This window comes from Paracoccus sp. (in: a-proteobacteria), assembly GCF_046289755.1.
Taxonomy (GTDB): Bacteria; Pseudomonadota; Alphaproteobacteria; order Rhodobacterales; family Rhodobacteraceae; genus Paracoccus.
Genome location: NZ_JBKBVD010000055.1, coordinates 1 through 20852 on the forward strand (window position 1 = coordinate 1; position 20852 = coordinate 20852).

The 20852-nt window shown below is 65.9% G+C and carries 22 protein-coding genes and 1 pseudogene; 13 read left to right on the forward strand and 10 right to left on the reverse strand.

The window, feature by feature from the left end:
• The 4 genes from ACK41U_RS16340 to ACK41U_RS16355 all read left to right on the forward strand — a co-directional run.
• Window positions 1-656, forward strand: a 656-nt coding sequence (locus ACK41U_RS16340) for an NAD(P)-dependent oxidoreductase (RefSeq protein WP_409682343.1), incomplete at its 5' end; no start/stop codon positions are given.
• 1 nt (window position 657) lies between these two features.
• Window positions 658-1587 carry a sugar kinase gene (locus ACK41U_RS16345; RefSeq protein ID WP_409682346.1) on the forward strand — a complete coding sequence of 310 codons (930 nt, stop codon included), beginning with the start codon at window positions 658-660 and terminating at the stop codon, window positions 1585-1587.
• Window positions 1584-2348, forward strand: coding sequence for a fumarylacetoacetate hydrolase family protein (locus ACK41U_RS16350; protein ID WP_409682349.1), 765 nt, complete (start codon window positions 1584-1586; stop codon window positions 2346-2348). Before ACK41U_RS16345 ends, ACK41U_RS16350 begins: the two co-directional genes overlap by 4 nt.
• 116 nt (window positions 2349-2464) lie before the next feature.
• Window positions 2465-2962, forward strand: coding sequence for a cell wall hydrolase (locus ACK41U_RS16355; protein ID WP_409682352.1), 498 nt, complete (start codon window positions 2465-2467; stop codon window positions 2960-2962).
• A 113-nt stretch (window positions 2963-3075) separates the two neighbouring features.
• On the opposite strand, the gene ACK41U_RS16360 is transcribed toward ACK41U_RS16355, so the two are convergent.
• A complete protein-coding gene (locus ACK41U_RS16360; protein ID WP_409682355.1) occupies window positions 3076-3816 on the reverse strand; it encodes a TetR family transcriptional regulator in 741 nt (246 codons plus the stop codon).
• A 240-nt stretch (window positions 3817-4056) separates the two neighbouring features.
• Between ACK41U_RS16360 and ACK41U_RS16365 the strand changes: the two genes are divergently transcribed.
• The 9 genes from ACK41U_RS16365 (at window position 4057) to ACK41U_RS16405 (ending at window position 12143) form a co-directional block, all read left to right on the forward strand.
• On the forward strand, window positions 4057-4890 hold the full coding sequence (locus ACK41U_RS16365; RefSeq protein WP_409682358.1) for a polysaccharide deacetylase: 834 nt from the start codon (window positions 4057-4059) through the stop codon (window positions 4888-4890).
• A complete protein-coding gene (locus tag ACK41U_RS16370) occupies window positions 4890-5840 on the forward strand; it encodes a polysaccharide deacetylase (RefSeq protein ID WP_409682361.1) in 951 nt (316 codons plus the stop codon). Before ACK41U_RS16365 ends, ACK41U_RS16370 begins: the two co-directional genes overlap by 1 nt.
• A gap of 36 nt (window positions 5841-5876) precedes the next feature.
• Window positions 5877-7307 carry an MFS transporter gene (locus ACK41U_RS16375; protein ID WP_409682364.1) on the forward strand — a complete coding sequence of 477 codons (1431 nt, stop codon included), beginning with the start codon at window positions 5877-5879 and terminating at the stop codon, window positions 7305-7307.
• A gap of 1 nt (window position 7308) precedes the next feature.
• Window positions 7309-8787, forward strand: a complete 1479-nt coding sequence (locus tag ACK41U_RS16380) for an amidase (RefSeq protein WP_409682366.1) — start codon at window positions 7309-7311, stop codon at window positions 8785-8787.
• Window positions 8780-8989, forward strand: coding sequence for a hypothetical protein (locus tag ACK41U_RS16385; RefSeq protein WP_409682369.1), 210 nt, complete (start codon window positions 8780-8782; stop codon window positions 8987-8989). The genes ACK41U_RS16380 and ACK41U_RS16385 overlap by 8 nt, the downstream gene beginning before the upstream one ends.
• Before the next feature lie 158 nt (window positions 8990-9147).
• Window positions 9148-9984 carry a transporter substrate-binding domain-containing protein gene (locus ACK41U_RS16390; RefSeq protein ID WP_409682372.1) on the forward strand — a complete coding sequence of 279 codons (837 nt, stop codon included), beginning with the start codon at window positions 9148-9150 and terminating at the stop codon, window positions 9982-9984.
• Between the two features lie 85 nt (window positions 9985-10069).
• Window positions 10070-10792, forward strand: coding sequence for an amino acid ABC transporter ATP-binding protein (locus ACK41U_RS16395; RefSeq protein ID WP_409682404.1), 723 nt, complete (start codon window positions 10070-10072; stop codon window positions 10790-10792).
• 2 nt (window positions 10793-10794) lie between these two features.
• Complete coding sequence (locus ACK41U_RS16400) at window positions 10795-11478, forward strand: amino acid ABC transporter permease (protein WP_409682375.1); 684 nt, start codon at window positions 10795-10797, stop codon at window positions 11476-11478.
• Window positions 11475-12143 carry an amino acid ABC transporter permease gene (locus ACK41U_RS16405; protein ID WP_409682378.1) on the forward strand — a complete coding sequence of 223 codons (669 nt, stop codon included), beginning with the start codon at window positions 11475-11477 and terminating at the stop codon, window positions 12141-12143. Before ACK41U_RS16400 ends, ACK41U_RS16405 begins: the two co-directional genes overlap by 4 nt.
• A gap of 37 nt (window positions 12144-12180) precedes the next feature.
• Here the strand turns inward: ACK41U_RS16405 and chrA are convergent, their stop codons facing one another.
• The 9 genes and pseudogenes from chrA to ACK41U_RS16450 form a co-directional block, all read right to left on the reverse strand.
• Window positions 12181-13548, reverse strand: coding sequence for a chromate efflux transporter (gene chrA / locus ACK41U_RS16410; protein ID WP_409682380.1), 1368 nt, complete (start codon window positions 13546-13548; stop codon window positions 12181-12183).
• 333 nt (window positions 13549-13881) lie between these two features.
• Entirely contained in the window at window positions 13882-14601 is a 720-nt protein-coding gene (locus ACK41U_RS16415) for a sulfate/molybdate ABC transporter ATP-binding protein (protein ID WP_409682383.1), read from the reverse strand.
• 11 nt (window positions 14602-14612) lie between these two features.
• Complete coding sequence (gene cysW / locus ACK41U_RS16420; protein ID WP_409682386.1) at window positions 14613-15503, reverse strand: sulfate ABC transporter permease subunit CysW; 891 nt, start codon at window positions 15501-15503, stop codon at window positions 14613-14615.
• Window positions 15496-16332 carry a sulfate ABC transporter permease subunit CysT gene (cysT, locus tag ACK41U_RS16425; RefSeq protein WP_409682389.1) on the reverse strand — a complete coding sequence of 279 codons (837 nt, stop codon included), beginning with the start codon at window positions 16330-16332 and terminating at the stop codon, window positions 15496-15498. Before cysT ends, cysW begins: the two co-directional genes overlap by 8 nt.
• Window positions 16333-16336: 4 nt before the next feature.
• Window positions 16337-17314, reverse strand: coding sequence for a sulfate ABC transporter substrate-binding protein (locus ACK41U_RS16430; RefSeq protein WP_409682392.1), 978 nt, complete (start codon window positions 17312-17314; stop codon window positions 16337-16339).
• A gap of 121 nt (window positions 17315-17435) precedes the next feature.
• Window positions 17436-17582: a hypothetical protein gene (locus ACK41U_RS16435; protein ID WP_409682395.1), complete on the reverse strand. Its 147-nt coding sequence runs from the start codon at window positions 17580-17582 to the stop codon at window positions 17436-17438.
• 37 nt (window positions 17583-17619) lie between these two features.
• Window positions 17620-17844 carry a hypothetical protein gene (locus ACK41U_RS16440; RefSeq protein ID WP_409682398.1) on the reverse strand — a complete coding sequence of 75 codons (225 nt, stop codon included), beginning with the start codon at window positions 17842-17844 and terminating at the stop codon, window positions 17620-17622.
• Between the two features lie 615 nt (window positions 17845-18459).
• Window positions 18460-19347, reverse strand: coding sequence for a YghX family hydrolase (gene yghX / locus ACK41U_RS16445; RefSeq protein WP_409682401.1), 888 nt, complete (start codon window positions 19345-19347; stop codon window positions 18460-18462).
• A 261-nt stretch (window positions 19348-19608) separates the two neighbouring features.
• A pseudogene (locus ACK41U_RS16450) lies at window positions 19609-20764 on the reverse strand (multidrug effflux MFS transporter).
• Window positions 20765-20852 lie beyond the last annotated feature (88 nt).

Consider the following 20852-nt stretch of genomic DNA (forward strand, 5'->3'; position numbering starts at 1 on the left):
ATGTTCTGTCCACCGCCGTGGCCGAGATGGCGCTTGGCCTTGCGCTGGCCGTGGGCCGCCGCATCGCCGAAGGCGACCGCTTTGTCCGGGCCGGGCACTGGGCGGCGGGCGGCAAATCCGCGCTTGGCCGTCCGGTGATCGAGGGGCGGGCAGGCATTCTGGGCTATGGCCGCATCGGCCGGCGTCTGGCCGGGCTGCTGCGCGGACTGGGGATGCCGGTTCTGTATACCGCCCGCACGGAAAAGACCGACACGCCCGACAGCTATCGCCCCGACGCGGTGGCGCTTGCGCGCGATTGCGATGTGCTGTTCGTGACCGCCGCAGGCGGCGCCGGGACACGTGGACTGGTTGATGCAACCGTGCTGGACGCCCTGGGGCCGCAGGGACTGGTGATCAATGTCGCGCGGGGGCCGGTGGTCGATGCAGAGGCGCTGGCCCGCGCGCTTCAGGCAGGCACGGTCGGCGGCGCCGGGCTGGATGTTTTCGATGATGAGCCTGACGTGCCGCAATCCCTGCTCGATGCGCCCAATTGCGTGCTGACGCCGCATATCGGGTCGGCCACGGATGCGGCGCGCGCTGCCATGGCGGCGCTGGTTCTGGACAATATCGCAGCCCATATCGCCGGGCGGCCCCTGCCAACCCCCTATGAGGGCTGAGATGGACATTCTGTGTATCGGTGAGCCCCTGATCGAATTCACCAGCGCGCCCGACGCGCCTTCGCGCTTTGACCGGCGTGCGGGTGGCGACACGCTGAACACCGCCGTCTATCTGGCGCGGCTGTCGGCGCCGGGCAGCGTCGGTTATCTGTCGCGCCTTGGCGATGACGCGATGAGCGGCTTTCTGCGCGGCACGCTGGCCGAGGAAGGCATCACCGATTTCTGCGCGACCGAGGCGGGCGGTCGTCCCGGCCTCAGCTTCATCACCACCGACGCGGAGGGAGAGCGCAGTTTTACCTATTGGCGCAGCCAGTCCCCCGCCCGCCGCCTGTTTTCGTCGCCCGATGAGTTGCGCCTGCTGGACCGGGCCGAAACGCTGGTGCTGTCCGGCGTCACCCTGGCGATGCTGCTGCCCGAAGGGCGCGCGAACCTGCTGCAGGCGCTGCAAGGTCGCCGGGATCAGGGCGCGCGCATTGTACTGGATACGAACTATCGCCCCGCGCTCTGGCCCGATGCCGCGACGGCGCGCGATGTCATCGGGCGGGCCGCGCGTCTGGCGACGCTGATCCTGCCCTCGCTGGACGATATGGCGGCCTGCTTTGGCGCTTCTGACGCTGACGGCGGGATGCGCTTTCTGATCGGTCTGACGCAGGCCGAGATTGTCCTGACCACGGGTGGCGATGCGGTGCTGCACCGTGCCGCGGGTGCCCCGTCATATGACTGCTGGCCTCTGCCACCCCGACACATGGCGCGGGACACGACCGGCGCGGGCGACAGCTTTAACGCGGGCTGGCTGGCCGCCCGGCATGCCGGGTGCGGCGTTGGTGATGCGATTGCCCGCGCCGCCCGCCTCGCCGCCGAGGTCGTGGCCCATCCCGGCGCGATCCTGCCGCGCGATGCCATGCCCGCCGCCACCCCGGCATCGGCATGAGCGCGCCGTTCGATCCCGTGGCGGCGGCCGACATCCTGCTGCGCGTCCGCGCAGGGGCCGCCCGCCCGGCGGGCCTGCCGGTGACGCCGCCCGATGTCGCTGCGGCCTATGCCGTTCAGGGTCAGGTCCTGCGCCGCCTTGGCGGTCGCGTCAGCTGGAAGATGGCCATGCTTGGCGGTTGCGACCGCCAGACTGCCGCCATGCCCGCCTCGGAGGTCTTCACCAGCGGTGCCACCGTTGCCGGGCTTCCGCCGGATGCCGCCATCGAGGTGGAAACCGCCTTTGTTCTTGGTGCCGGGTTGCGACCTGACAGCCACCCCTCCGACGCCCTTGCCGCCGTCGCCGAGGTTCGCCTCGCCTTCGAGATTGTCGGCTCACGTTATGCCGACCGGACCGCCGTGCCGCCACTGGAGGCCATGGCCGACAGCTTCAGTTCTGCGGCGATTGTGCTGGGCGATGCGATTGCCGATTGGCCGCTGGTTCTGGACATGCCGCTGGATCTGACGCTGGTTCTGGACGGCAGGCCGGTGGCGTCACCCGAGCAAACCCCGACTTTGGCCGGAACGGCGGATTTTCTGCTCTGGCTGGCGAGACATGCCGCCGCGCACGGGCTGTCCCTGTCGGCAGGCGATGTGGTCATCACCGGCGCACGGATCGGCCCGGTCCCCCTGCGCGGTGCCACTCGGGCGTCAGCGTCCGGCACATCGGCGCGGGTGAATGCGGCTCTGTCCTTTCGCGACCCTGAACCCGACGACGGCTGACCGCTGCCAGCGGCTTGCCATGGCAGGCGCCGGGGTCAAGCCAGCCTGGCAAAGCTGCTGCACGTGGGCGCGTTCTGCGTTAGGATAGGAAAAAACACGGTGAGCAGGACAGACACATGACCCGAACCCGAACCGCCTTGCACCTTGCCGGTGTGGGTGTTGCGCTGGCGCTGCTGGCAAGCTGTGGCGCGCGGCAGACCGAGCTCGAATGCATGGAGCGGGCGATGTACTTCGAATCCAACCGGTCGAGCCTGGACGGCATGATCGCGGTCGGCAGCGTCGTGATGAACCGGGTCGAATCCGGCCGGTATCCGCGCAATGTGTGCGGCGTGGTGGGTCAGCGCAACCAGTTCGCGCCGGGGGTCATGGCGCGCCGGATGGAAACCCGCACGGCACCGATGCTGCGTCACGCGGCGCAGTCGGTGCTGCGGGGGACGCGCCATCCGCTGGTCGGCGATGCGCAGTTCTTCCATGCGGCGAGCTATCGGGCCTCCTACAACAACATGCATTACGTGCTGACCACGGGTGGAAACGCCTTTTACGAACGGCGTGATCCCGCGCGGGTCACTCAGCCGGTGCCGTTGCCGCCGGTCGAGGGCATTTTCAGGAACTGAGCGCGGCTGGGATTAAGGCAGGCTCTGCCGTGGCTTTGCGCATCGTCGCGGGTCCCCGGATGGGCGGTCGAGCTGATGCCACGACATCCGCGCCGACAAACGGGCTGTCTCCATTATCGTGGCGGGTTTGTGTCCCGATGGTGGGCAGCATCGCCAGCCCCCCCAAACCCCGCCATCAGCAGGTCGATGACGCGGTCAATCGCTGCCTGATCGAGCGCGAAGGCCGGGTCCCGGGGCAGGGGGTCTTCGGGCCCTTCCAGCAACAGTTCGAAACGGCGCCACAGCGGATCAAGGTTGATCAGCATATGCAGGGCGCACCCACGCGCGAATTCGTAATGCCATGCCGCATCGGCGCGTGAGAGGTGCGGGAAGGTTCGCTGGATGCACGAGACAAAGCGCTGCGCCGTGTGATCGAAGCGCCCATAATTGCGTTGCTCGTCCGCCGCATAGGCCGCGGTGCGCTTGTAATAGACGATCCGGACATAGAGGCTGCTGCCATCCTCGGCGCGCGAAACGTAGAGGATCGGCTCGATCAGGGCACGCAGGATGTCGCGCGGTGCAAGCGGCGCGGTGCCGGACGCTGCCTCATAGGCATCCAGCCTCCGCTCGCGCTCGGCGTTGATGTCGCGCGTGATTTCATAGGCCGCCAGTTCCACCAACTCGTCCTTGGAGGCGAAATAGTAGTTCACCGCCGCCACATTCGCGCCTGACGCGGTGGTGATGTCGCGTACGGTCGTCCCGAGCGGTCCCTTCCGGGCGACCAGCTCCTTGGTTGCGGCAAGAATGGTCTCGCGGGTTTCTGCGCGCCGCGAGTTCCGGCGATTTGCGCCTGCATGCCCTGATGTCGTTTCCATGCAACCTTCCTTACCGTGACCATTTTCCTGCGCAATCTTATGCCCTGAACAAAGGCATTGCATCAACCGCCAGTTTCAATGTATTGATTGAAACACACGTTTGAACCATGAGATTGAAACGGAGAAATCGGCATGCCGGACCCTGTCGCGACCCCAGACCCGCGCCCCGTCGATACGGGTCAGTACCGGTATGCACCTGCGCGCGGAAGGCCACGGCTGACCATGCCGGGGAACGCCAGAATGGCCTTCTGGATCGCGCCCAATATCGAACATTACGAATGGATGCCGCCGGTCAATCCCAACCGGCATCCCTGGCCCCGCACCATCCCGGACGTGCTGAACTATTCGCGGCGCGACTTTGGCAACCGGGTGGGGTTCAGGCGTGTGGCCGACGAAATGGCCAAACGCGGGATCCGTGGCAGCGTCTCGCTTTCGGTTGCGGTCTGCGACCATTTCCCCGACATCATTGCCCGCTGCAACGATCTGGGCTGGGAGCTGTTCAGCCACGGCACCTATAACACCCGCTACTTTTACGGCATGACGCTGGAAGAGCAGCGCCGTGTCGTCATCGACAGCCGCGAAACCCTGGCAAGGGTCGGGCAGACACTGGACGGGTGGCTGACGCCCGCCATCACGCCAAGCCTCGACACGCAGGAAATGCTGGCGCAGGAAGGTGTCCGCTATACGCTGGACTATTTCCATGACGACCAGCCGATGCCGCTGTCGCTAAAGTCCGGGCGCCTGATCTCGGTGCCGTATTCGATCGAGATGAACGACACCCCGCTGCAGGCCTGGCACAAGATGTCGATCGACGAGATCGCGTATTCGCTGCGCGCGCAGTTCGACCGCATGTATGCCGAAGGCGCCGCGGATCCGCGCGTGATGTGCTTTGCCATCCATCCCTTCGTCATCGGTCAGGCCCAACGCATCGACGTGTTCGCGGATTTTCTGGACTACGTCACATCGCATGACGCGGTCTGGTATCCCACCGGCCGCGAGATCGCCGACTGGTACTATGCCACGCATTACGACCGGGTGCGCGGCTGGATGGACACGCTGGAAGGACAGCTCTGATGCCCGCTGAGATCAAGCCGACCGGCCCCGACTATCTGATCACACCGATGCGCCGCCAGCGCGCGATGGATCACGATTTCTACGACTGGCGCGACACCTGGGCGGCGCCGCGCCTCGACTGGGGCGACGGCACGCGGCTTGGCATCTGGATCCAGTTGGCGATCGAATGGTTTCCGCTGAACATCTCGGGGGTGCCCTTCCTGCCGATCGGGGCCCCGGACCGCCCATGGCCGGACAGCGAAACCTACACCCAGAGGGATTACGGTCTGCGCGTCGGCATCTTCCGGATGATGGACGCGCTGCGGGCGCGCGGTGTCCCGGTCTCGGCCTTTCTGAACGCGCGGGTGGCGGCGCGCTATCCGCTGCTGATGCGGCACATTCTTGAGGAAGGATGGGAGATCGTCGCCGCAGGTCTGGATGCCGGCGCCATCCACCACGAGGGGCTGGACGAGCCGGCCGAGCGCGCGATGATCGACGAGACGCTGGCCATTCTGCGGGGCTTCGACGTCCAGCCGGTGGCGTGGCATTCGCCGTCGTGGTCGCAATCCTCCCGAACGCCGCGGCTTCTGCGCGAGGCCGGGTTCACCGCCATGGCCGACTGGTGCAACGACGAGGCGCCGTATCTGTTCGAGACCGGCGCCGGGCAGATCATCTCATTGCCGTCCACACTGGATCTCAGCGATCGCGACATGATCGGCGTCAACAAGCTGCGTCAGGCCGAATTCGAGACCGGGATTCTTGCCGCGGCAAGGCGCCTTGCGCGCGAGGCGGAAGAGAGCGGCTCCGGGCGGCTGCTGACGCTGAACATGTCGCCATGGCTGATGGGGCAGCCCTATCGGATGGCCACGTTCGAACGGATTCTCGATGCGCTTGCCGCGATCGAGCATGCCACCTTCGTGACCGTGCCGCAGATCTGCGCGGCCAGTCTGGATGTCGCTCCGCGACCCTAGTGCCGGGCGCGGCCAGAATTCGACAGGACCGATCAGATGTCCAAAGAGCCGCATATGCTTTCGGGCGGCAAGCTGCTGCTGCTTGCCATGACATGTTCCAGCGCTTTGCTGATGGAACAGCTTGACAGCACCATCCTGATTTCGGCGATCCCGGCAATCGCGGGGGAGTTCGGCATCGCACCGCTGCGTGTGAACCTGGCGGTGACCCTCTATCTGGTCACCGTCGCGGCGATGATCCCCGCCAGCGCATGGGTGGCCGACCGGTTCGGCGCAAAGCGGACGTTTCTGACGGCGATCTGCGGTTTCATGCTGTCATCGCTGGGTGCGGCATGTGCTCAGGACCTGACCATGCTGATCGCGATGCGGGTGTTGCAGGCGACGTTCGGGGCGATGATGACCCCGGTGTCGCGGCTGCTGCTGATCCGGGGGATCCCCCGCGAGGAGCTGGCCACGGCCATCGCATGGATGTCGATGCCGGTTCTGATCGGGCCGGTTCTCGGGCCGCTGGTCGGGGGATGGATCGTCACCTATTCCGACTGGCGATGGATCTTCCTTGTCAATCTGCCCGTCGGTGTGCTGGGTCTGTTTTTCGGATGGCGCTTTCTGCCGGCAGACGGCGCGGCGCGCACGCCGCATTCATTCGACGGGCGCGGCTTTCTTCTCTGTGCCTTCGTTCTGGCGGGGGCGCAGCTGGTGCTGGACCAACTGGTCCATCCGTTTCTGCCGCCTGCGGTCAGTCTGACCCTGCTTGCAATGGTGCCCGCCGCTTCGCTGATCTATGTCCTCCATGCGCGGCGGCACGCAGCCCCGGCGCTTGATCTGACCCTTCTAAAGCTGCGCCTGTTCCGGAGCGCGTTTCTGACCGGCGGCCTGTCGCGCCTCGGGCTGAACGCCGTGCCCTTCCTGTTGCAGATCCAGCTGCAGCTCGGCTTTGGCTGGAGCGCGGCGCGCGCCGGGATGACGGTCTTTGCCATCGCCGCCGGTGCGCTGGTGCTGAAGCCGCTGATGCGCCGTGTTCTCGCCGCGTTCGGGTTCCGGCAGACACTGGCGTGGAACGCGGTTCTGGGCGCTCTGTTCACCCTCGCGCTCGCGCGGGTCGGGCCGGACACGGCACCATCGCTCATCCTCATTCTGGTGCTGCTCTACGGTCTCACCCGATCCCTTCAGTTCAATGCGATCAACACGCTTCTCTACACCGAGGTGCCCCGCGAGCGTCAAAGCGCCTCCACGGCGCTTGGCGGGGTCGGGCAGCAGCTGTCGATGGCACTTGGTATCTCGCTCGGCGCGGTCATGGTGGCACAGCTGCAATCCGCCGGTGTGGCGCCGGACCACCGTTCCATCTCGATTGCACTTGGACTTGCGGGCGGGGTGGCTGCGCTGTCCGGTTTCGTCTTTCTTCTCACTTTGCAGGATCAGGACGGGACGGTCGCAAGCGGCCATGGCCGCCGAACCAGAAAGGAACCCTGACATGGCACCCGTTCCCACCGCGCCCGATGATCCCGGCGATGACAGCGCCGGTCTGAGCGTCGGCGACGCCAGCCGCCGGATCGCCGCCGGTCAGCTGTCGCCTCTTGACCTGCTCGACGCCTGTTTTGCGCGCATCGATGCGGTGGACGGGGTGATCCGCTCGTATCTGCGGATGGACCGGGACGCGGCGCGCAGGGCGGCACGGGCGGCCAGCGAACGCGCGGCGCAGAACCGGCGCCTTGGGCCGCTGGATGGGATCCCCTTTGCGGTCAAGGACAATATCTACACGTCGGGGATGGACACCACGGGCGGGTCGCGCGTGCCCCAGCGCCACGATCCTGCGATGCAGGCCAATCTTGTCGCGCGGCTTACGGCTGCGGGCGCCGTCCTGATCGGCAAGCTGAACACCTGGGAATATGGCACCGGCAACGCATCTGTCTCGTTTGACCTGCCGCACCCCCCGGCGCGCAATCCGTGGAATCCGGCGCATTTTACCGGCGGTTCATCAACCGGGGCGGGTGCTGCGGTCGCAGCAGGGACGGCGCTGTTCGCCATTGGAACCGACACCGGTGGCTCGGTCCGCCTGCCCGCCGCCGCATGTGGTCTTGTCGGGCTGAAACCAACCTTCGGACGGATCACGCGCCACGGGATCATGCCCAATTGCTGGAGCTTTGACACGCCGGGTCCGCTGACCCTGACGGTTGAAGACGCCGCACTGGTTTATGATGCGCTGGCCGGGTTCGACCCGGAGGATCCGGTCAGTCTGCGGTCGCCCGTTGATCCGGCATCGCCGCAGATCAACGCCAGCGTTGCGGGCCTGCGCGTGGGCTATGTCACGAACCTTGAGGCACAGGGGATCGCACCGACCCGGCCCATCCTTCAGGCCCTTGCCCGCGCTGCCGAGGCGTTGGCGGCGCTTGGGGTTGAGGTCATTGAAGTGGCCTTGCCGGTCGCGCCGTCAGAATATCGGCAGATCAGCGCGCCGATCAACCGGTCCGAGAGCTTTTCGATCCACGAATACGACTATATGCAGCATCGCGACAAGATGGGGGCTGCGCTGCGCAGCAAGCTGGAAACCGGCATGTACATGCGCGCCGCAGACTATCTTGCGGCGCTGCGTCAGCGGGGGGAGCTGGTCCGGCGAACCGACGCCCTGTTCGACGGGTTCGATGCCCTGCTGCTGCCGATGACCTACATCACCGCGCCCCCGATCACCGATGACGCGGCGGTTCGCAGCTTTACGACCGGCTCGGCAGGCAGCGCCTTTTCACTGACCGGGCATCCCGCCATCGCGCTGCCCGCGGGCTTTGGACCCGACGGTCTGCCCGTCTCGGTTCAGCTTGCGGCCGGGTTCCGGCAAGAGGCGACGCTGCTTCGTATCGCGCACAGCCTCGAACGCCATCTCAATCCACATGCGGTCCGTGCCACGCCTGCGCGGATCCTCGGCATGGCCAGCAAGGAAGGAATGACCGATGTCTGACCACGAGGCGAGCGAAACCCAGATCAGCGCCTGCGTCGAAGCCATCTGGCTTGGCTGTGGCCTGACCCCGCCATCCGGTTCCGAACTGGACCGGGCCAGAGACACGCTGCGTGCGACCATGCGCGAGGGTCGGATGATTCCGCGTCAGATCGAGAAAACGGTCGCGCCAATGTACGGACCACGCCGCGATATCGAGACGTAGTCCGCAGACCGCACGCGATTTCAGCAACGCCCCGGTCCAAAGACCAAAAATCAGTCAGGCCGTCCTCGGGACAAAAGAAATGCAATCATTCATTTGAAACAAGCATTTTAATCGCGCTAGGGTCAAGCAACGGCATTTGCAATCAACAGGATCCCGCCATGCGTCATGTTCGCCTTATCGCGCCTCTCATCGGTCTGCTGGCCGCCGGGTCGGCCTCGGCTGAAACCCCGCTTAAAAGCGCGCTCGACGGGAACGCACCGCCCTTTGCGATGCCCAGAATGGATGGTTCGGTCGAGGGGCTGTCCGTTGACCTGACGGCCGAGATCGCCACGCGCCTCGGTCGCGACATCTCGCTTGAAGCGATGGCGTTTGCGGCCCTGATCCCGGCGCTTCAGGCAGGCACGTTCGACTTTCTGTCCGTCCCTTTCTCGGTGACCGAAGAGCGGTCGCAGGCTTTCCTGCTGACCGAAGGCATCTGGTCAGCCGACCGCGCCTTTCTGATCCCCGCCGACGGCGCGCAACTGGCCTCTTTCGAGGATCTGAGAGGCAAGACCATCGCCACCAACAAGGGCAATGTCGATGATCTGTGGGCCCGCGAGCAGGCCGACGAATATGGCTGGACGGTCGAGGCCTACGGATCGCTCAACGATGCCGCGCAGGCCGTTCAAAGCGGACGGGCGGACGCCTCGGTTGTGAACGTGATCACCGCGCTGTCGATCGCCGGGCGCAATCCGGCGGTGCGGGTTTCTGACCTGCGTGACGTGACCGGGGCTTTCTTCACCTATGCGATCCCGTTGGGATCAGAAGATCTGCGCCAGGAGATTGAAGGTGCGATCGAGTGCATCAAGGCCGACGGCACCGCCGCAGAGCTTTATGAGAAATGGCTGGGCGAGGCCCCTGCCGAGGGCAGCCTGAACGTGACCCCGCAACCCGGTTGGGGCCCCGAGGGCTATGGCAACTTTGACCCGACCGAACATCCGCTCGACTGCGACTGAACCGTTCCCACCAACAGCGCCGTCTCCCTGCACCGGTCGCGCCCGGTGCGGGGATCACCCGGAGTACATGACGACGATGCGACCGATTCTGGAAATCAACGCCCTCTACAAGTCATTCGGCACGTCCGAGGTGCTGCGGAACATCAATCTCAAGGTCCAGGAGGGGGAACTGGTCTTTCTCATCGGTCCGTCCGGGTCGGGAAAATCGACATTGCTGCGCTGCTGCAACCGGCTGGAAGAGCCCGACGACGGGTCGATCTTTGTGGACGGACTCAACGTGATGGGACCCAGGGTCGACCTGAACCGCATGCGCCAGCGCATCGGAATGGTTTTCCAAAGCTTCAATCTCTATCCCCATATGACCGCAGAAGAGAACGTCAGCCTTGCGCTGATCCGCGTCCAGAAAAAGTCAAAGGCGGACGCATCGGTGATCGCGCGGCGCGAACTGAACCGCATGGGTCTGGGGGACCGCATCGGTCACTATCCGGCACAGCTTTCCGGCGGTCAGCAGCAGCGGGTCGCGATTGCCCGTGCGCTGGCCCTCGGTCCACGTGTGATCCTGCTGGATGAACCGACATCAGCGCTGGACCCCGAGCTTGTGGGCGAGGTGTTGCAGGCGATGCGCGACCTCAAGGCAGAGGGCATCACAATGCTGGTCGTCAGCCACGAGATGCGGTTCGCGCGTGAGGCGGCCGACAAGATCGCCTTCATGCAGGCGGGACAGGTGGTCGAATTCGGCACGCCCGAACAACTCATGTCCGGCACCCATGGCACACTCGCCCGGCACTTTCTGACACAGGCCGGCTGATCATGGATCTGGGGCGTCTTGCAGAACTGTACTTCAATCTCGACATTGCGCAGAAATATCTGCCGGCGCTGCTGCGCGGGTTGTGGATCACTGTTTCCCTCTCTGTCGGGGTGGTCATTGCCGGGATCTCAATGGGGCTGGCGCTTGCCTTGCTGCGCCTGATCATTCCGCGCTGGGGTGTCGAGGCACTGCGGCTCTGGGTCGACTGCTTTCGTGCCGTCCCGCCTCTTGCAGTGATTTTGCTGCTGTATTTCGGACTGCCAAGCGTCGGGGTATCGCTTTCTGCGTTCTGGGTGATCTGGGTCACGCTGACCCTGATTCTGGCCGCCTTTGCCGAGGAAATCTTCTGGGGCGGCCTGACCGCAATTCCCAAGGGCCAATGGGAGGGCGCGCGCTCGACCGGGCTGAGCTTCGGCGAGACGTTGCGTTTCGTCATCCTGCCGCAAGCCATCAAGATCTGCGTCCCCTCGCTGACCAACCGCACCATCGGGATCACCAAGAACACCGCACTGGGAACAGCCATCGGCATGCCCGAGCTGCTGAACGAGGCGCAGGTGGCGCAATCCTTTTCGGGCAACGCGACGCCGCTGGTGCTCGCCGCGATCGGCTATCTCATTATTTTCATGCCGGTGGTCGCGCTTGCCGGACGGCTTGAAAAGCGGATGACCTGGGGGGCAAAGTCGTGAACGGGCTGATCGACCAGTTTTTCAACATCGACGTCATGCGGCAATCGCTGCCCTTCCTGCTGAACGGGCTGTGGATCACTTTGCTGATGACCGCCGTTCTGGCGCCCCTGGGTCTGTTCCTCGGGCTTGTTCTGGCGCTTGCGTCCGGGATTCGCCACCGGGCTCTGCGCGGGGTCGTGCGGGCATGGGTCAATATCTTCCGCGCGTTGCCGCCGCTTGTGCTGATCATCTTCGTCTATTCCGCGCTGCCCTTTCTGGGCATCCGCCTGCCTGCTCTGGTTGCTGTCGCAGCCGCGCTTTTGCTGAACTGTTCGGCCTACTACTGCGAAATCCTGCGCGCCGGGCTGGGTTCGGTCGGACCCGGCCAACTGGAGGCCGCGCGCTCGACCGGCCTGTCGCATCTGCAGGCCATGCGATACATCGTTCTGCCCCAGGCCATGAAAAACGTGCGGCCGGATCTGGCATCCAATACCATCGAGGTGGTGAAGGGCACGTCGCTTGCCTCGATCATCGGCGTCCACGAGTTGCTGCATATGGCCGGTGTCGCGCGCTCGGTGACCTATAACGCATCGCCCATCGTGCTGGCAGCGGCGCTTTACCTGCTGTTTCTGCTGCCCGCCGTGCGGCTGACGGGCCGTTTGGAGCGGCGCCACGGCAAGATCTAGACCGCCTGATCTGCCCCCCCTGCGGCTTGCGAGGGTCTCAGGCCAGCCCCGCCAGCCGCAGGACCAGCCCCGCGACCGCGCATCCCGCCAGCACGGTGACCGCACCAAGCCGGAACCGGAACACCGCCACCATCGCCGCAACGACCAGCGCCAGCGCCGCCACGTCCAGCGTGCCCCAGACCGGCAGATCCATGTTCAGACCCATGGCCGATACGGGGCGCAGCCGGGCAAACAGCACATGCAGGCCGAACCACAGCGCCAGATTGAGGATCACCCCCACCACCGCAGCCGTCACCGCCGTCAGCGCCGCCGTCAGTGACTGGTTGTCGCGCAGCCGCTCGATGAAGGGCGCGCCGAGGAAGATCCACAGGAAACACGGCAGGAAGGTGACCCAGGTGGTCAGCAGCCCGCCAAGCGTCGCGGCCAGCAGCGGCGACAGGCTGCCCGCCTCGCGCAGCGCGCCCATGAAGCCCACGAATTGCGTGACCATGATCAGCGGGCCCGGCGTCGTCTCGGCCATGCCGAGGCCGTCCAGCATCTCTCCGGCGGTCAGCCAGCCGAAGTTCTGCACCGCCTCCTGCGCGACATAGGCCAGCACCGCATAGGCGCCGCCGAAGGTGACCACCGCCATGATGCTGAAGAACCCGGCGATCTGCGCGAACACGTTCTGCGGACCCAGCAGCAGGACCAGCGCCGCCACCGGCAACAGCCACAACCCGAGGAAAATGACCGAGATGCGCGCCGCCCAGCCCGCACTGACGCGGGTATGCGGCGGCGTGCCCTCACCCAGCAGGGTATCGGCATCATCCACCTGCACGCCGCCCGCCTTGCCATGTCCGCCGCCGCCCCGGAACGCCGCCAGCCCGGCCCGCGCACCGGCAAAGCCGGTAATGGCGGCGGTCAGGATGATGACCGGAAACGGCACGCCGAAGAAAAAGATCGCCACGAAAGAGGCTATCGCGATGCCGATCATCGTGCGGTTCTTCAGGGCGCGCGATCCGATGCGGATCACTGCCTGAACGACGATGGCCAGCACGGCGGCCTTCAGGCCGAAGAACAGCCCCTCCAGCGCCCCGGTATCGCCCCAGATCGCATAGATCCAGCTGAGGCCCATGATCGCCACCACGCCGGGCAGCACGAACAGCAGCCCCGCGATGATGCCCCCAAGCGTGCGGTGCATCAGCCAGCCGATATAGACGGCCAGCTGCATCGCCTCGGGGCCGGGCAGCAGCATGCAATAGTTCAGCGCATGCAGAAACCGCCGCTCGCCCAGCCATCTCTGTTCCTCGACCAGAATGCGGTGCATCAGCGCGATCTGGCCCGCAGGCCCGCCAAAGCTGAGCAGGCCGATACGCGCCCAGATGCGCGTGGCCTCGGCCAGTGTCGGATAGGGACGGGTCGTCATGGGGCGGTCCTCGGTGGGTTCGCAGGCATGGGCGTTCTTCCTACAAAAGGATGACGGGACCGCGAAATGTGGCTGCCGCCTTGTGGGACGGTCGCTGACCTCATGGGCAGGGGATAGATCAGGCGGTTGGTGGAGGTCAAGAAACCAGATCGGACCCCCCGGTGAAGGCAGACAGGTGCCCGCAAGGGGGGCTGGAATATCCATCGTCTGTCCGTACCGCAGCGAGTGCGGGACCCTTTTCAGAGGCTGAAGACCCGTCCCTTCAAAGGTGATGCCGCTCAGCGGGCGGGTGATCAGGTGGAACAGCCGAGCGGGGGGCGGGCTGGCATGGCATCACGCCCCGATGAAGTCGCGCACGAAGGGGGTGGCGGGGCGCTGGCGGATGTCGGCGGGTTTTCCGATCTGCTCGATGCGGCCCATGGACATGACGACGACCAGATCGGCCAGCTCCATCGCCTCGTCCTGATCATGGGTGACAAAGACCGAGGTCAGGCCGGTCTGGTCATGGATGTCGCGCAGGCCCTGACGCAGCTCCTTGCGGACCTTGGCGTCCAGCGCGCCGAAGGGCTCGTCCAGCAGCAGCATGCGCGGCTCGATCGCCAGCGCGCGGGCCAGGGCCACGCGCTGGCGCTGACCGCCCGACAGTTGCGTGGGATAGCGGCTGGCGATCTGGGGCAGCTGGATCAGGTCCAGCAGTTTCAGCACGCGCCGGTCGATCTCGGCCCTGGGGGGCCGGGTCGCGCGGGGGCGGGCGCGCAGGCCATAGGCGATGTTCTCGAAGACGGTCATGTGGCGGAACAGGGCATAGCTCTGGAACACAAAGCCCGCGCGGCGATCCTGCACCGACAGGCCGGTGGCGTCCTGGCCGTTGAACAGAACCCGCCCCGAGGACGGGAATTCCAGCCCGCCCAGAATGCGCAGCAGCGTGGTCTTGCCCGAGCCTGACGGCCCCAGCAGCGCCACCAGCGCGCCCGAGGGGATGGCAAGGCTGACCGGGTGCAGCGCGGTGGTGGCGCCGAATTCCTTGGCGATCTCGTCGATGTCGATATGCATGGGCGTCCCTTTCAGTGGCGGCGTGTGGCCGACAGGGCGTCGGCGTGGCGCAGTTCCAGTGCGGTCTTCAGGGTCAGGGTGATCAGGGCAAAGCCGGTCAGCAGGGCGGCCATCGAGAAGGCGGCGACCGACAGATATTCGTTGTAAAACATCTCGATGGTGATCGGCATGGTCGCGGTCTGGCCGCGGATCTTGCCCGAGACGACGGCGACGGCGCCGAACTCGCCCATGGCACGCGCGGTGCAGAGCAGCGTGCCGTACAGCAGCGCCCACCGGATATTGGGCAGGGTCACGGTGCGGAACGTGTGCCAGCCCGAGGCGCCCAGGGTCAGCGCGGCCTCTTCCTCGGCGCGGCCCTGTTCGATCATCACCGGGATCAGCTCGCGCGCGACAAAGGGAAACGTCACGAAGACCGTGGCCAGCACGATGCCGGGCACCGCGAAGACGATCGGATAGCCATTGGCCACCAGCCAGCCGCCCATGGCGGAATTGGCGCCGAACAGCAGCACGATGCACAGGCCCGCCACGACCGGGCTGATGCTGAAGGGCAGGTCGATCAGCGTGATCAGGAAGGCCTTGCCGCGAAAGTCGAACTTGGTGATGAACCACGCCGCCGCGATCCCGAAACCGGCGTTCAGCGGCACCGAGATGGCGGTGATCAGCAGCGTCAGCCGGATCGCGGACAGGGCGTCGCGGCTTTGCAGGCTGGCCACGGCCGCCCCCCAGCCCCGCGTCAGCGCCTCGGCAAAGACCGCGATCAGCGGCGCGCCGACCAGCAGCGCCAGCCCGCCAAGGGCGATGGCGATCAGGATGGCGCGGGCCAGCGGCGTCTCGTCGGTGGGGCGGCGGAAGGCGCGGGGCGGCGCGGTCCTGGATGCGGCATTCAGGGTGGCGTCAGACATGACCGATCCTTTTGCGTGACCAGATCTGGATGAGGTTGATGGCCAGCAGCATCGCAAAGCTGATCACCAGCATGGCGATGCCGATGGCGGCGGCGGCGTCATAGTTGAACTCTTCCAGCTGGATCACGATCAGCAGCGGCGCGATCTCGGTGCGGAACGGGATATTGCCGGCGATGAAGATGACCGAGCCGTATTCGCCGACCGCCCGCGCCAGTGCCAGCGCGAACCCGGTCAGGGCGGCGGGCATCAGCATCGGCAGAATCACGTGGCGGATCGTGTGGGCGCGTCCCGCGCCGAGGGTGGCGGATGCCTCTTCGACCTCGGACTCGATTTCCTCGATGACGGGCTGGACGGTGCGGGTCACGAAGGGCAGGCCCACGAAGATCAGCGCCAGAAAGATGCCCCATTGGGTATAGGCGATCTGCCAGCCGATCTGGTTTGTCAGGCTTCCCAGCACCCCGTTCGGGGCATAAAGCGCCGTCAGCGCGATGCCCGCCACGGCGGTGGGCAGCGCAAAGGGCAGATCGACGGCGGCATCAATCAGCCGCTTGCCGGGAAAGCGATAGCGGGTCAGCACCCAGGCCAGAATGACGCCGAAGACCAGATTGAACAGCGCCGCGTAAAAGGACAGCCGGAAGGACAGCCACAGGGCGGCCCAGACGCGGGGGCGGTTCACCACCTCCCAGATGCCGGTGGCGCCGAAACCGGCGCCGCGCAGCAGCAGGGCGCTGATGGGCAGGATCACCACCAGCGACAGCATGAACAGCGTGATCCCGGCCGAGAGGCCGAGACCGGGCATGGCGGTGCGCTGGATCAACGGCGTGCGCATCGGCTTACTGCGCCGTATAGATCTGGTCGAAGATGCCGCCATCGCCGAAATGTTCAGGCTGGAGGGTGGCCCAGCCGCCCAGATCGTCGATGGTCACCAGCTCCAGATCCGGGAAGCGGGCGACATCCTCGGGGTCAGCGGCGCTGTCATCCCATGCGCGGTAGTAATGCTTGAAGGCCAGCGCCTGACCTTCGGGCGTGTAGAGATAGTCCAGATAGGCCTCGGCCAGTGCGCGCTGTTCGTCATTCTGGATGTTGCCGTCGACGATCGCCACCGGCGGCTCGGCCAGGATCGACAGGCTGGGCACGACGATGTCGAACTGATCCTCGCCCAGTTCGGCCAGCGCCAGATAGGCCTCGTTCTCCCATGCCAGCAGCACGTCGCCGATGCCGCGCTGCGCAAACGTCGTGGTCGAGCCGCGCGCGCCTGTGTCCAGCACCGGCACATTGGCATAGATCTGGCCCACGAATTCAGCCGGGTCGCGGCCGTTCTTCTCGGCCCAAGCCCAGGCCGCCAGATAGTTCCAGCGCGCGCCGCCCGAGGTCTTGGGATTGGGCGTGATGACCTCGACACCCTCGGCCACCAGATCGCCCCAATCGGTAATGCCCTTGGGGTTGCCGTCGCGGACAAGGAACACGATGGTCGAGGTATAGGGGCTGGAATTATGCGGCAGACGGCTCTGCCAATCCTCGGGCAGTTTGCCGGTATCGGTGGCGATACGGTCGATATCCCCGGCCAGAGCCAGAGTGACGACCTGCGCGCCCAGCCCGTCGATCACCGCACGCGCCTGCGCGCCCGAGCCGCCATGGCTGGTCTCGATGGTGGGGGCGGGGTTGCCCAGTTCGACCCAATGGGCGGTGAAGGCTTCGTTGAACTCTCGATACAGCTCGCGCGTGGGGTCGTAGCTGACATTCAGCAGGCTCTGGGCCTGCGCGGAGGATGCCAGAAGCGCGAGGGCTGCGGCGGTGGAGCGGAGATACATGGCAGAACCTCGTGTCGGGATGCGGTGCATTGGTCTGGCCGGGGAGGGGGCGCTGCCCCCGCCGCGCGTGGCCCGCGCGGCCCCCCGGGATATTTGGGTAAAGGAGATGCGGAAGCGGGTCTCAGATCCCGGTTGGCGTCAGCCGGATGATGGGCCAGCCGTTCATGGTCCCGCGATCGGTCGCGATCCTGACCGGGGTGTCGGTCGGCGGGGCCGTGCGGGGCGCCGTGTCGGTGCTGCGGGGGCCGGGGCGGAAGATGGCGATCATGTCGGTGGCTCCTGTCGTGCATTGTCCGGGGGGGTGGTCAGGCGTGGGGCATGCCGGGCAGCGGCTGGATGCGGGTCTCCCACAGGCGGATGTCGCGCCCGGTCAGAAGTTCGGCTGCGGCATGGTCGGGGTCGCGGCTGAGCGCGACCAGGGGGGCGCCGTTCACGCGATGCGGGCGGCCCGTGCGGCGGTCGATCAGCGTGATCGCGCAGAGCGGGCGGCGGGCCGGATCAGCAGTCGCGATCGTCTGGTGCAGGCTCATCTGTCGTTCCTCCTGTGGTGGCGCCGGGGTGGCATTGCGATACGTTAATAACGACAGGGAAAGTCGTGTTTAGCAATGGAATATAATCACCTGATTTTGTCGTGATAAGAGAAGTTTCTTCTCTGCGACAACGGGGCCGCAGAGTGCGGAGAGGCGGTTTAACCTTTTGACAGAAAAAGGTTTTGGCCCGCCTGAGATCCCGATCTCTGGCCGCCAGGTCGGGACAGTGCTGGATTCGGTTGGCGCGTCCTGCCGGTCCTGCGGCATCAGGATCTGAGAAAGGTCGGGGGATCGGCGCCGCGCCGCTGTCTGCGGGCCGGACTGCCGGGCGGACGCTGCCGCGTTGACGGCGTCCCGGATCAGGTGCCCGTCAGCTGCACCGCGACCTCGTCCGTTCCGGGCATGTCGGCCAGGCTGAGCGACGCGATCAGGATCAGACTAGGACCAGAACACCTCGGCAAAGACGCGGCGCAAGCGGCAGGTGGTCTTGTCCGTGCAGTCCTCGCAGCATTGATCGGCGCGCCGCGACAGGCCGGGCCACGGCGCGACCGGCCCGTCGATCAGGCGTCGGGAAAGACCGCATCCTGCCGTCAGGCGGGCGCTTGCCGGGATGTCTCAGCCCAGGTGGCGGCGAAACCAGTCGATGGTCCGGGACCAGGCCAGTTCGGCGGCGGCTGCATCATAGCGCGGGGTCGAATCGTTGTGGAACCCGTGATTGGTGCCCTTGTAGATATGGGCCTCGAACTCTTTTCCGGCGGCCTCAAGCGCGTCGCGATAGGCAGGCCATGTGGCATTCACGTTCTCATCCGTTTCCGCGAAATGCAGCAGCAGCGCTGCCTGAATGCGCTCTGCATCCGCCGGGTCCGCCTGACGGCCATAGAACGGAACGGCTGCCCCAAGGTCAGGGAATGCGACCGCTGCGGCGTTCGCCACACCGCCGCCATAGCAAAAGCCGGTGATGCCGACCTTGCCGGTGACGTCGCGATGCCCGGCCAGAAAATCAATGGCGGCGAAGAAATCGTTCATCAGTTTTTCGCCGTCGACCTGCTGCTGGAGGGCGCGGCCTTCCTCGTCATTTCCCGGATAGCCGCCCATGGGCGTCAGGCCGTCTGGCGCCAGCGCGATGAACCCGGCCTTGGCCAGCCGGCGGGCGACATCCTGAATATAGGGGTTCAGGCCGCGGTTCTCATGCACCACCACGACGCCGGGGGCGGTTTCGGATCCGGTGGGGCGCACCAGATAGGCGCGGATATCTCCGTGACCTTCGGGCGAGGGATAGGTGATCCATTCCGCCAGAATGTCAGGATCGTTAAAGCTGACCTGTTCGGCCAGCGCATAGTCCGGCGACATCATGCCCAGAATTGCAACCGCGGTCAGGCCGCCGATGGCATATTTTCCGGCGCGGTCCAGAAACTGTCGCTTGGTGATCTTTCCATGCGCATAGAAATCATACAGCTCCAGCAATTCGGGGCTGAAATCCCTGGCGGACATGCGCTTGGTCATCGAGGTCTCCTGTGTCTCGAAGCCGGGTATGCTGCGGGATCGGACGGACATCACGGCCGGACTGCCGGAATGCCACGCCATGTCAGGTCCCATCTTGCGCCGGCATGAAGCGAGTGGCTGTGATGCGCCCCATCATGGTCAGGCCGGTCCGCTGCGGCAATCAACGTCTTTGTGTTGACGCATCGCCCGCGTCAGGTCGGGGCCACCCTCGCAGCCCGGGCCTTGGGTCACGGACCGGCCATCGGCGGCAGGCCCCCGCTGTCACGCGACCCGCAGGCGCAGGCGGGGCAGCGACAACGCCGCAGCCGTCCAGGCGAGGCAGGCACAGGCGGCAATGGCCGCAACCATCGTCGCGGCATTGTTGTCCATGAAAGGCCCCGTCACGGCGATCATCAGCCCGCCCGTCAGCATCTGGACCGTGCCCCCGATGGACGAGGCCAGCCCGGCAATGTCCGGATGCGGGTCCAGCGACATCACCATGGCGGTCGGGATCACCAGCCCAAGGCAGGCATTGGCCAGAAACAGCCCCGCCATCACCACCGGCAGCGCATCAAGCCCGGCCCAGACCACGCCGGTCAGCATCAGCGTGATCGCGGCAAATCCGGTGATGGCCAGCGCGACGACCCGCTCCATCCCGAATTTCTCGGCCATGGGTCCGGCGAATTGCGAGGCGGTGAAGAACCCGATCGCATTGGCGGCGAAGGCCAGCGAAAAGCCGGTCGGGCTGAGGCCGTATTGCCGCGTATAGACAAAGCTGGCGGTCGAGATGAACACGAAGAAGCTGGCCATGCCAAAGCCGCCGATCATCGTCAGCCCCATGAAGCGCCGGTCGCGCAGCAGGCGCCTGGCCCCCTGCCACATCGGACCCAGGCGGACCGGCTGGCGGCTGGCCGGGGGCAGTGTCTCGGGCAGGACGAACAGGATCAGCGCCAGACTGAGCAACGAGGCCACGGCAAGCACCGCGAAAATGTCGCGCCAGCCGCCCCAGGCCAGCACCAGCGACCCGGTCAGCGGCGCCAGCATGGGCGAGACCGAGATGACGATCATGATCGCGGCCATCATCCGTGCGGCGGCGGGACCTGTCGCGACGTCGCGGATCACCGCGCGCGGCACGGCCATCAGCGTCGCCGCACCCAGCCCCTGCACGGCGCGGGCCGCAATTAGCCAGCCGATTGTGGGCGCCAGTGCCGCGGCAACCGTCGCCACAGCGAAGATCGCGACGCCGATGGCCATCGGCCATCTGCGCCAGCCCGAAGACCACGAAATAGGCCGTCAGCGTCAGGGCCGCACCGGCCTCGGTCGTGTGCAGATCCTCGGCCACCTGCGGCAGAGCGGGCAGATACATGTCGATCGCAAAGGGACCGACGGCGGAAAGCAGACCCAGAACAAGGGCCATGCGGAACAAGGGGTCGCGCATCGGATGAACCTGAATATGAGGACATTGCAAAAGGCGGCGCAGAATCACGCCGAAGGGATACACCGCCACACTGCGGCAATCTGCCACG

Excerpts from the sequence above, each read along its gene's own strand:
- ACK41U_RS16345 (WP_409682346.1), top strand. The coding sequence starts at position 658 with ATGGACATTCTGTGTATCGGTGAGCCCCTGATCGAATTCACCAGCGCG.
- ACK41U_RS16350 (WP_409682349.1), top strand. The coding sequence starts at position 1,584 with ATGAGCGCGCCGTTCGATCCCGTGGCGGCGGCCGACATCCTGCTGCGC.
- ACK41U_RS16355 (WP_409682352.1), top strand. The coding sequence starts at position 2,465 with ATGACCCGAACCCGAACCGCCTTGCACCTTGCCGGTGTGGGTGTTGCG.
- ACK41U_RS16360 (WP_409682355.1), bottom strand. The coding sequence starts at position 3,816 with ATGGAAACGACATCAGGGCATGCAGGCGCAAATCGCCGGAACTCGCGG.
- ACK41U_RS16365 (WP_409682358.1), top strand. The coding sequence starts at position 4,057 with ATGGCCTTCTGGATCGCGCCCAATATCGAACATTACGAATGGATGCCG.
- ACK41U_RS16370 (WP_409682361.1), top strand. The coding sequence starts at position 4,890 with ATGCCCGCTGAGATCAAGCCGACCGGCCCCGACTATCTGATCACACCG.
- ACK41U_RS16375 (WP_409682364.1), top strand. The coding sequence starts at position 5,877 with ATGTCCAAAGAGCCGCATATGCTTTCGGGCGGCAAGCTGCTGCTGCTT.
- ACK41U_RS16380 (WP_409682366.1), top strand. The coding sequence starts at position 7,309 with ATGGCACCCGTTCCCACCGCGCCCGATGATCCCGGCGATGACAGCGCC.
- ACK41U_RS16385 (WP_409682369.1), top strand. The coding sequence starts at position 8,780 with ATGTCTGACCACGAGGCGAGCGAAACCCAGATCAGCGCCTGCGTCGAA.
- ACK41U_RS16390 (WP_409682372.1), top strand. The coding sequence starts at position 9,148 with ATGCGTCATGTTCGCCTTATCGCGCCTCTCATCGGTCTGCTGGCCGCC.
- ACK41U_RS16400 (WP_409682375.1), top strand. The coding sequence starts at position 10,795 with ATGGATCTGGGGCGTCTTGCAGAACTGTACTTCAATCTCGACATTGCG.
- chrA (WP_409682380.1), bottom strand. The coding sequence starts at position 13,548 with ATGACGACCCGTCCCTATCCGACACTGGCCGAGGCCACGCGCATCTGG.
- ACK41U_RS16415 (WP_409682383.1), bottom strand. The coding sequence starts at position 14,601 with ATGCATATCGACATCGACGAGATCGCCAAGGAATTCGGCGCCACCACC.
- cysW (WP_409682386.1), bottom strand. The coding sequence starts at position 15,503 with ATGTCTGACGCCACCCTGAATGCCGCATCCAGGACCGCGCCGCCCCGC.
- cysT (WP_409682389.1), bottom strand. The coding sequence starts at position 16,332 with ATGCGCACGCCGTTGATCCAGCGCACCGCCATGCCCGGTCTCGGCCTC.
- ACK41U_RS16430 (WP_409682392.1), bottom strand. The coding sequence starts at position 17,314 with ATGTATCTCCGCTCCACCGCCGCAGCCCTCGCGCTTCTGGCATCCTCC.
- ACK41U_RS16435 (WP_409682395.1), bottom strand. The coding sequence starts at position 17,582 with ATGATCGCCATCTTCCGCCCCGGCCCCCGCAGCACCGACACGGCGCCC.
- ACK41U_RS16440 (WP_409682398.1), bottom strand. The coding sequence starts at position 17,844 with ATGAGCCTGCACCAGACGATCGCGACTGCTGATCCGGCCCGCCGCCCG.
- yghX (WP_409682401.1), bottom strand. The coding sequence starts at position 19,347 with ATGACCAAGCGCATGTCCGCCAGGGATTTCAGCCCCGAATTGCTGGAG.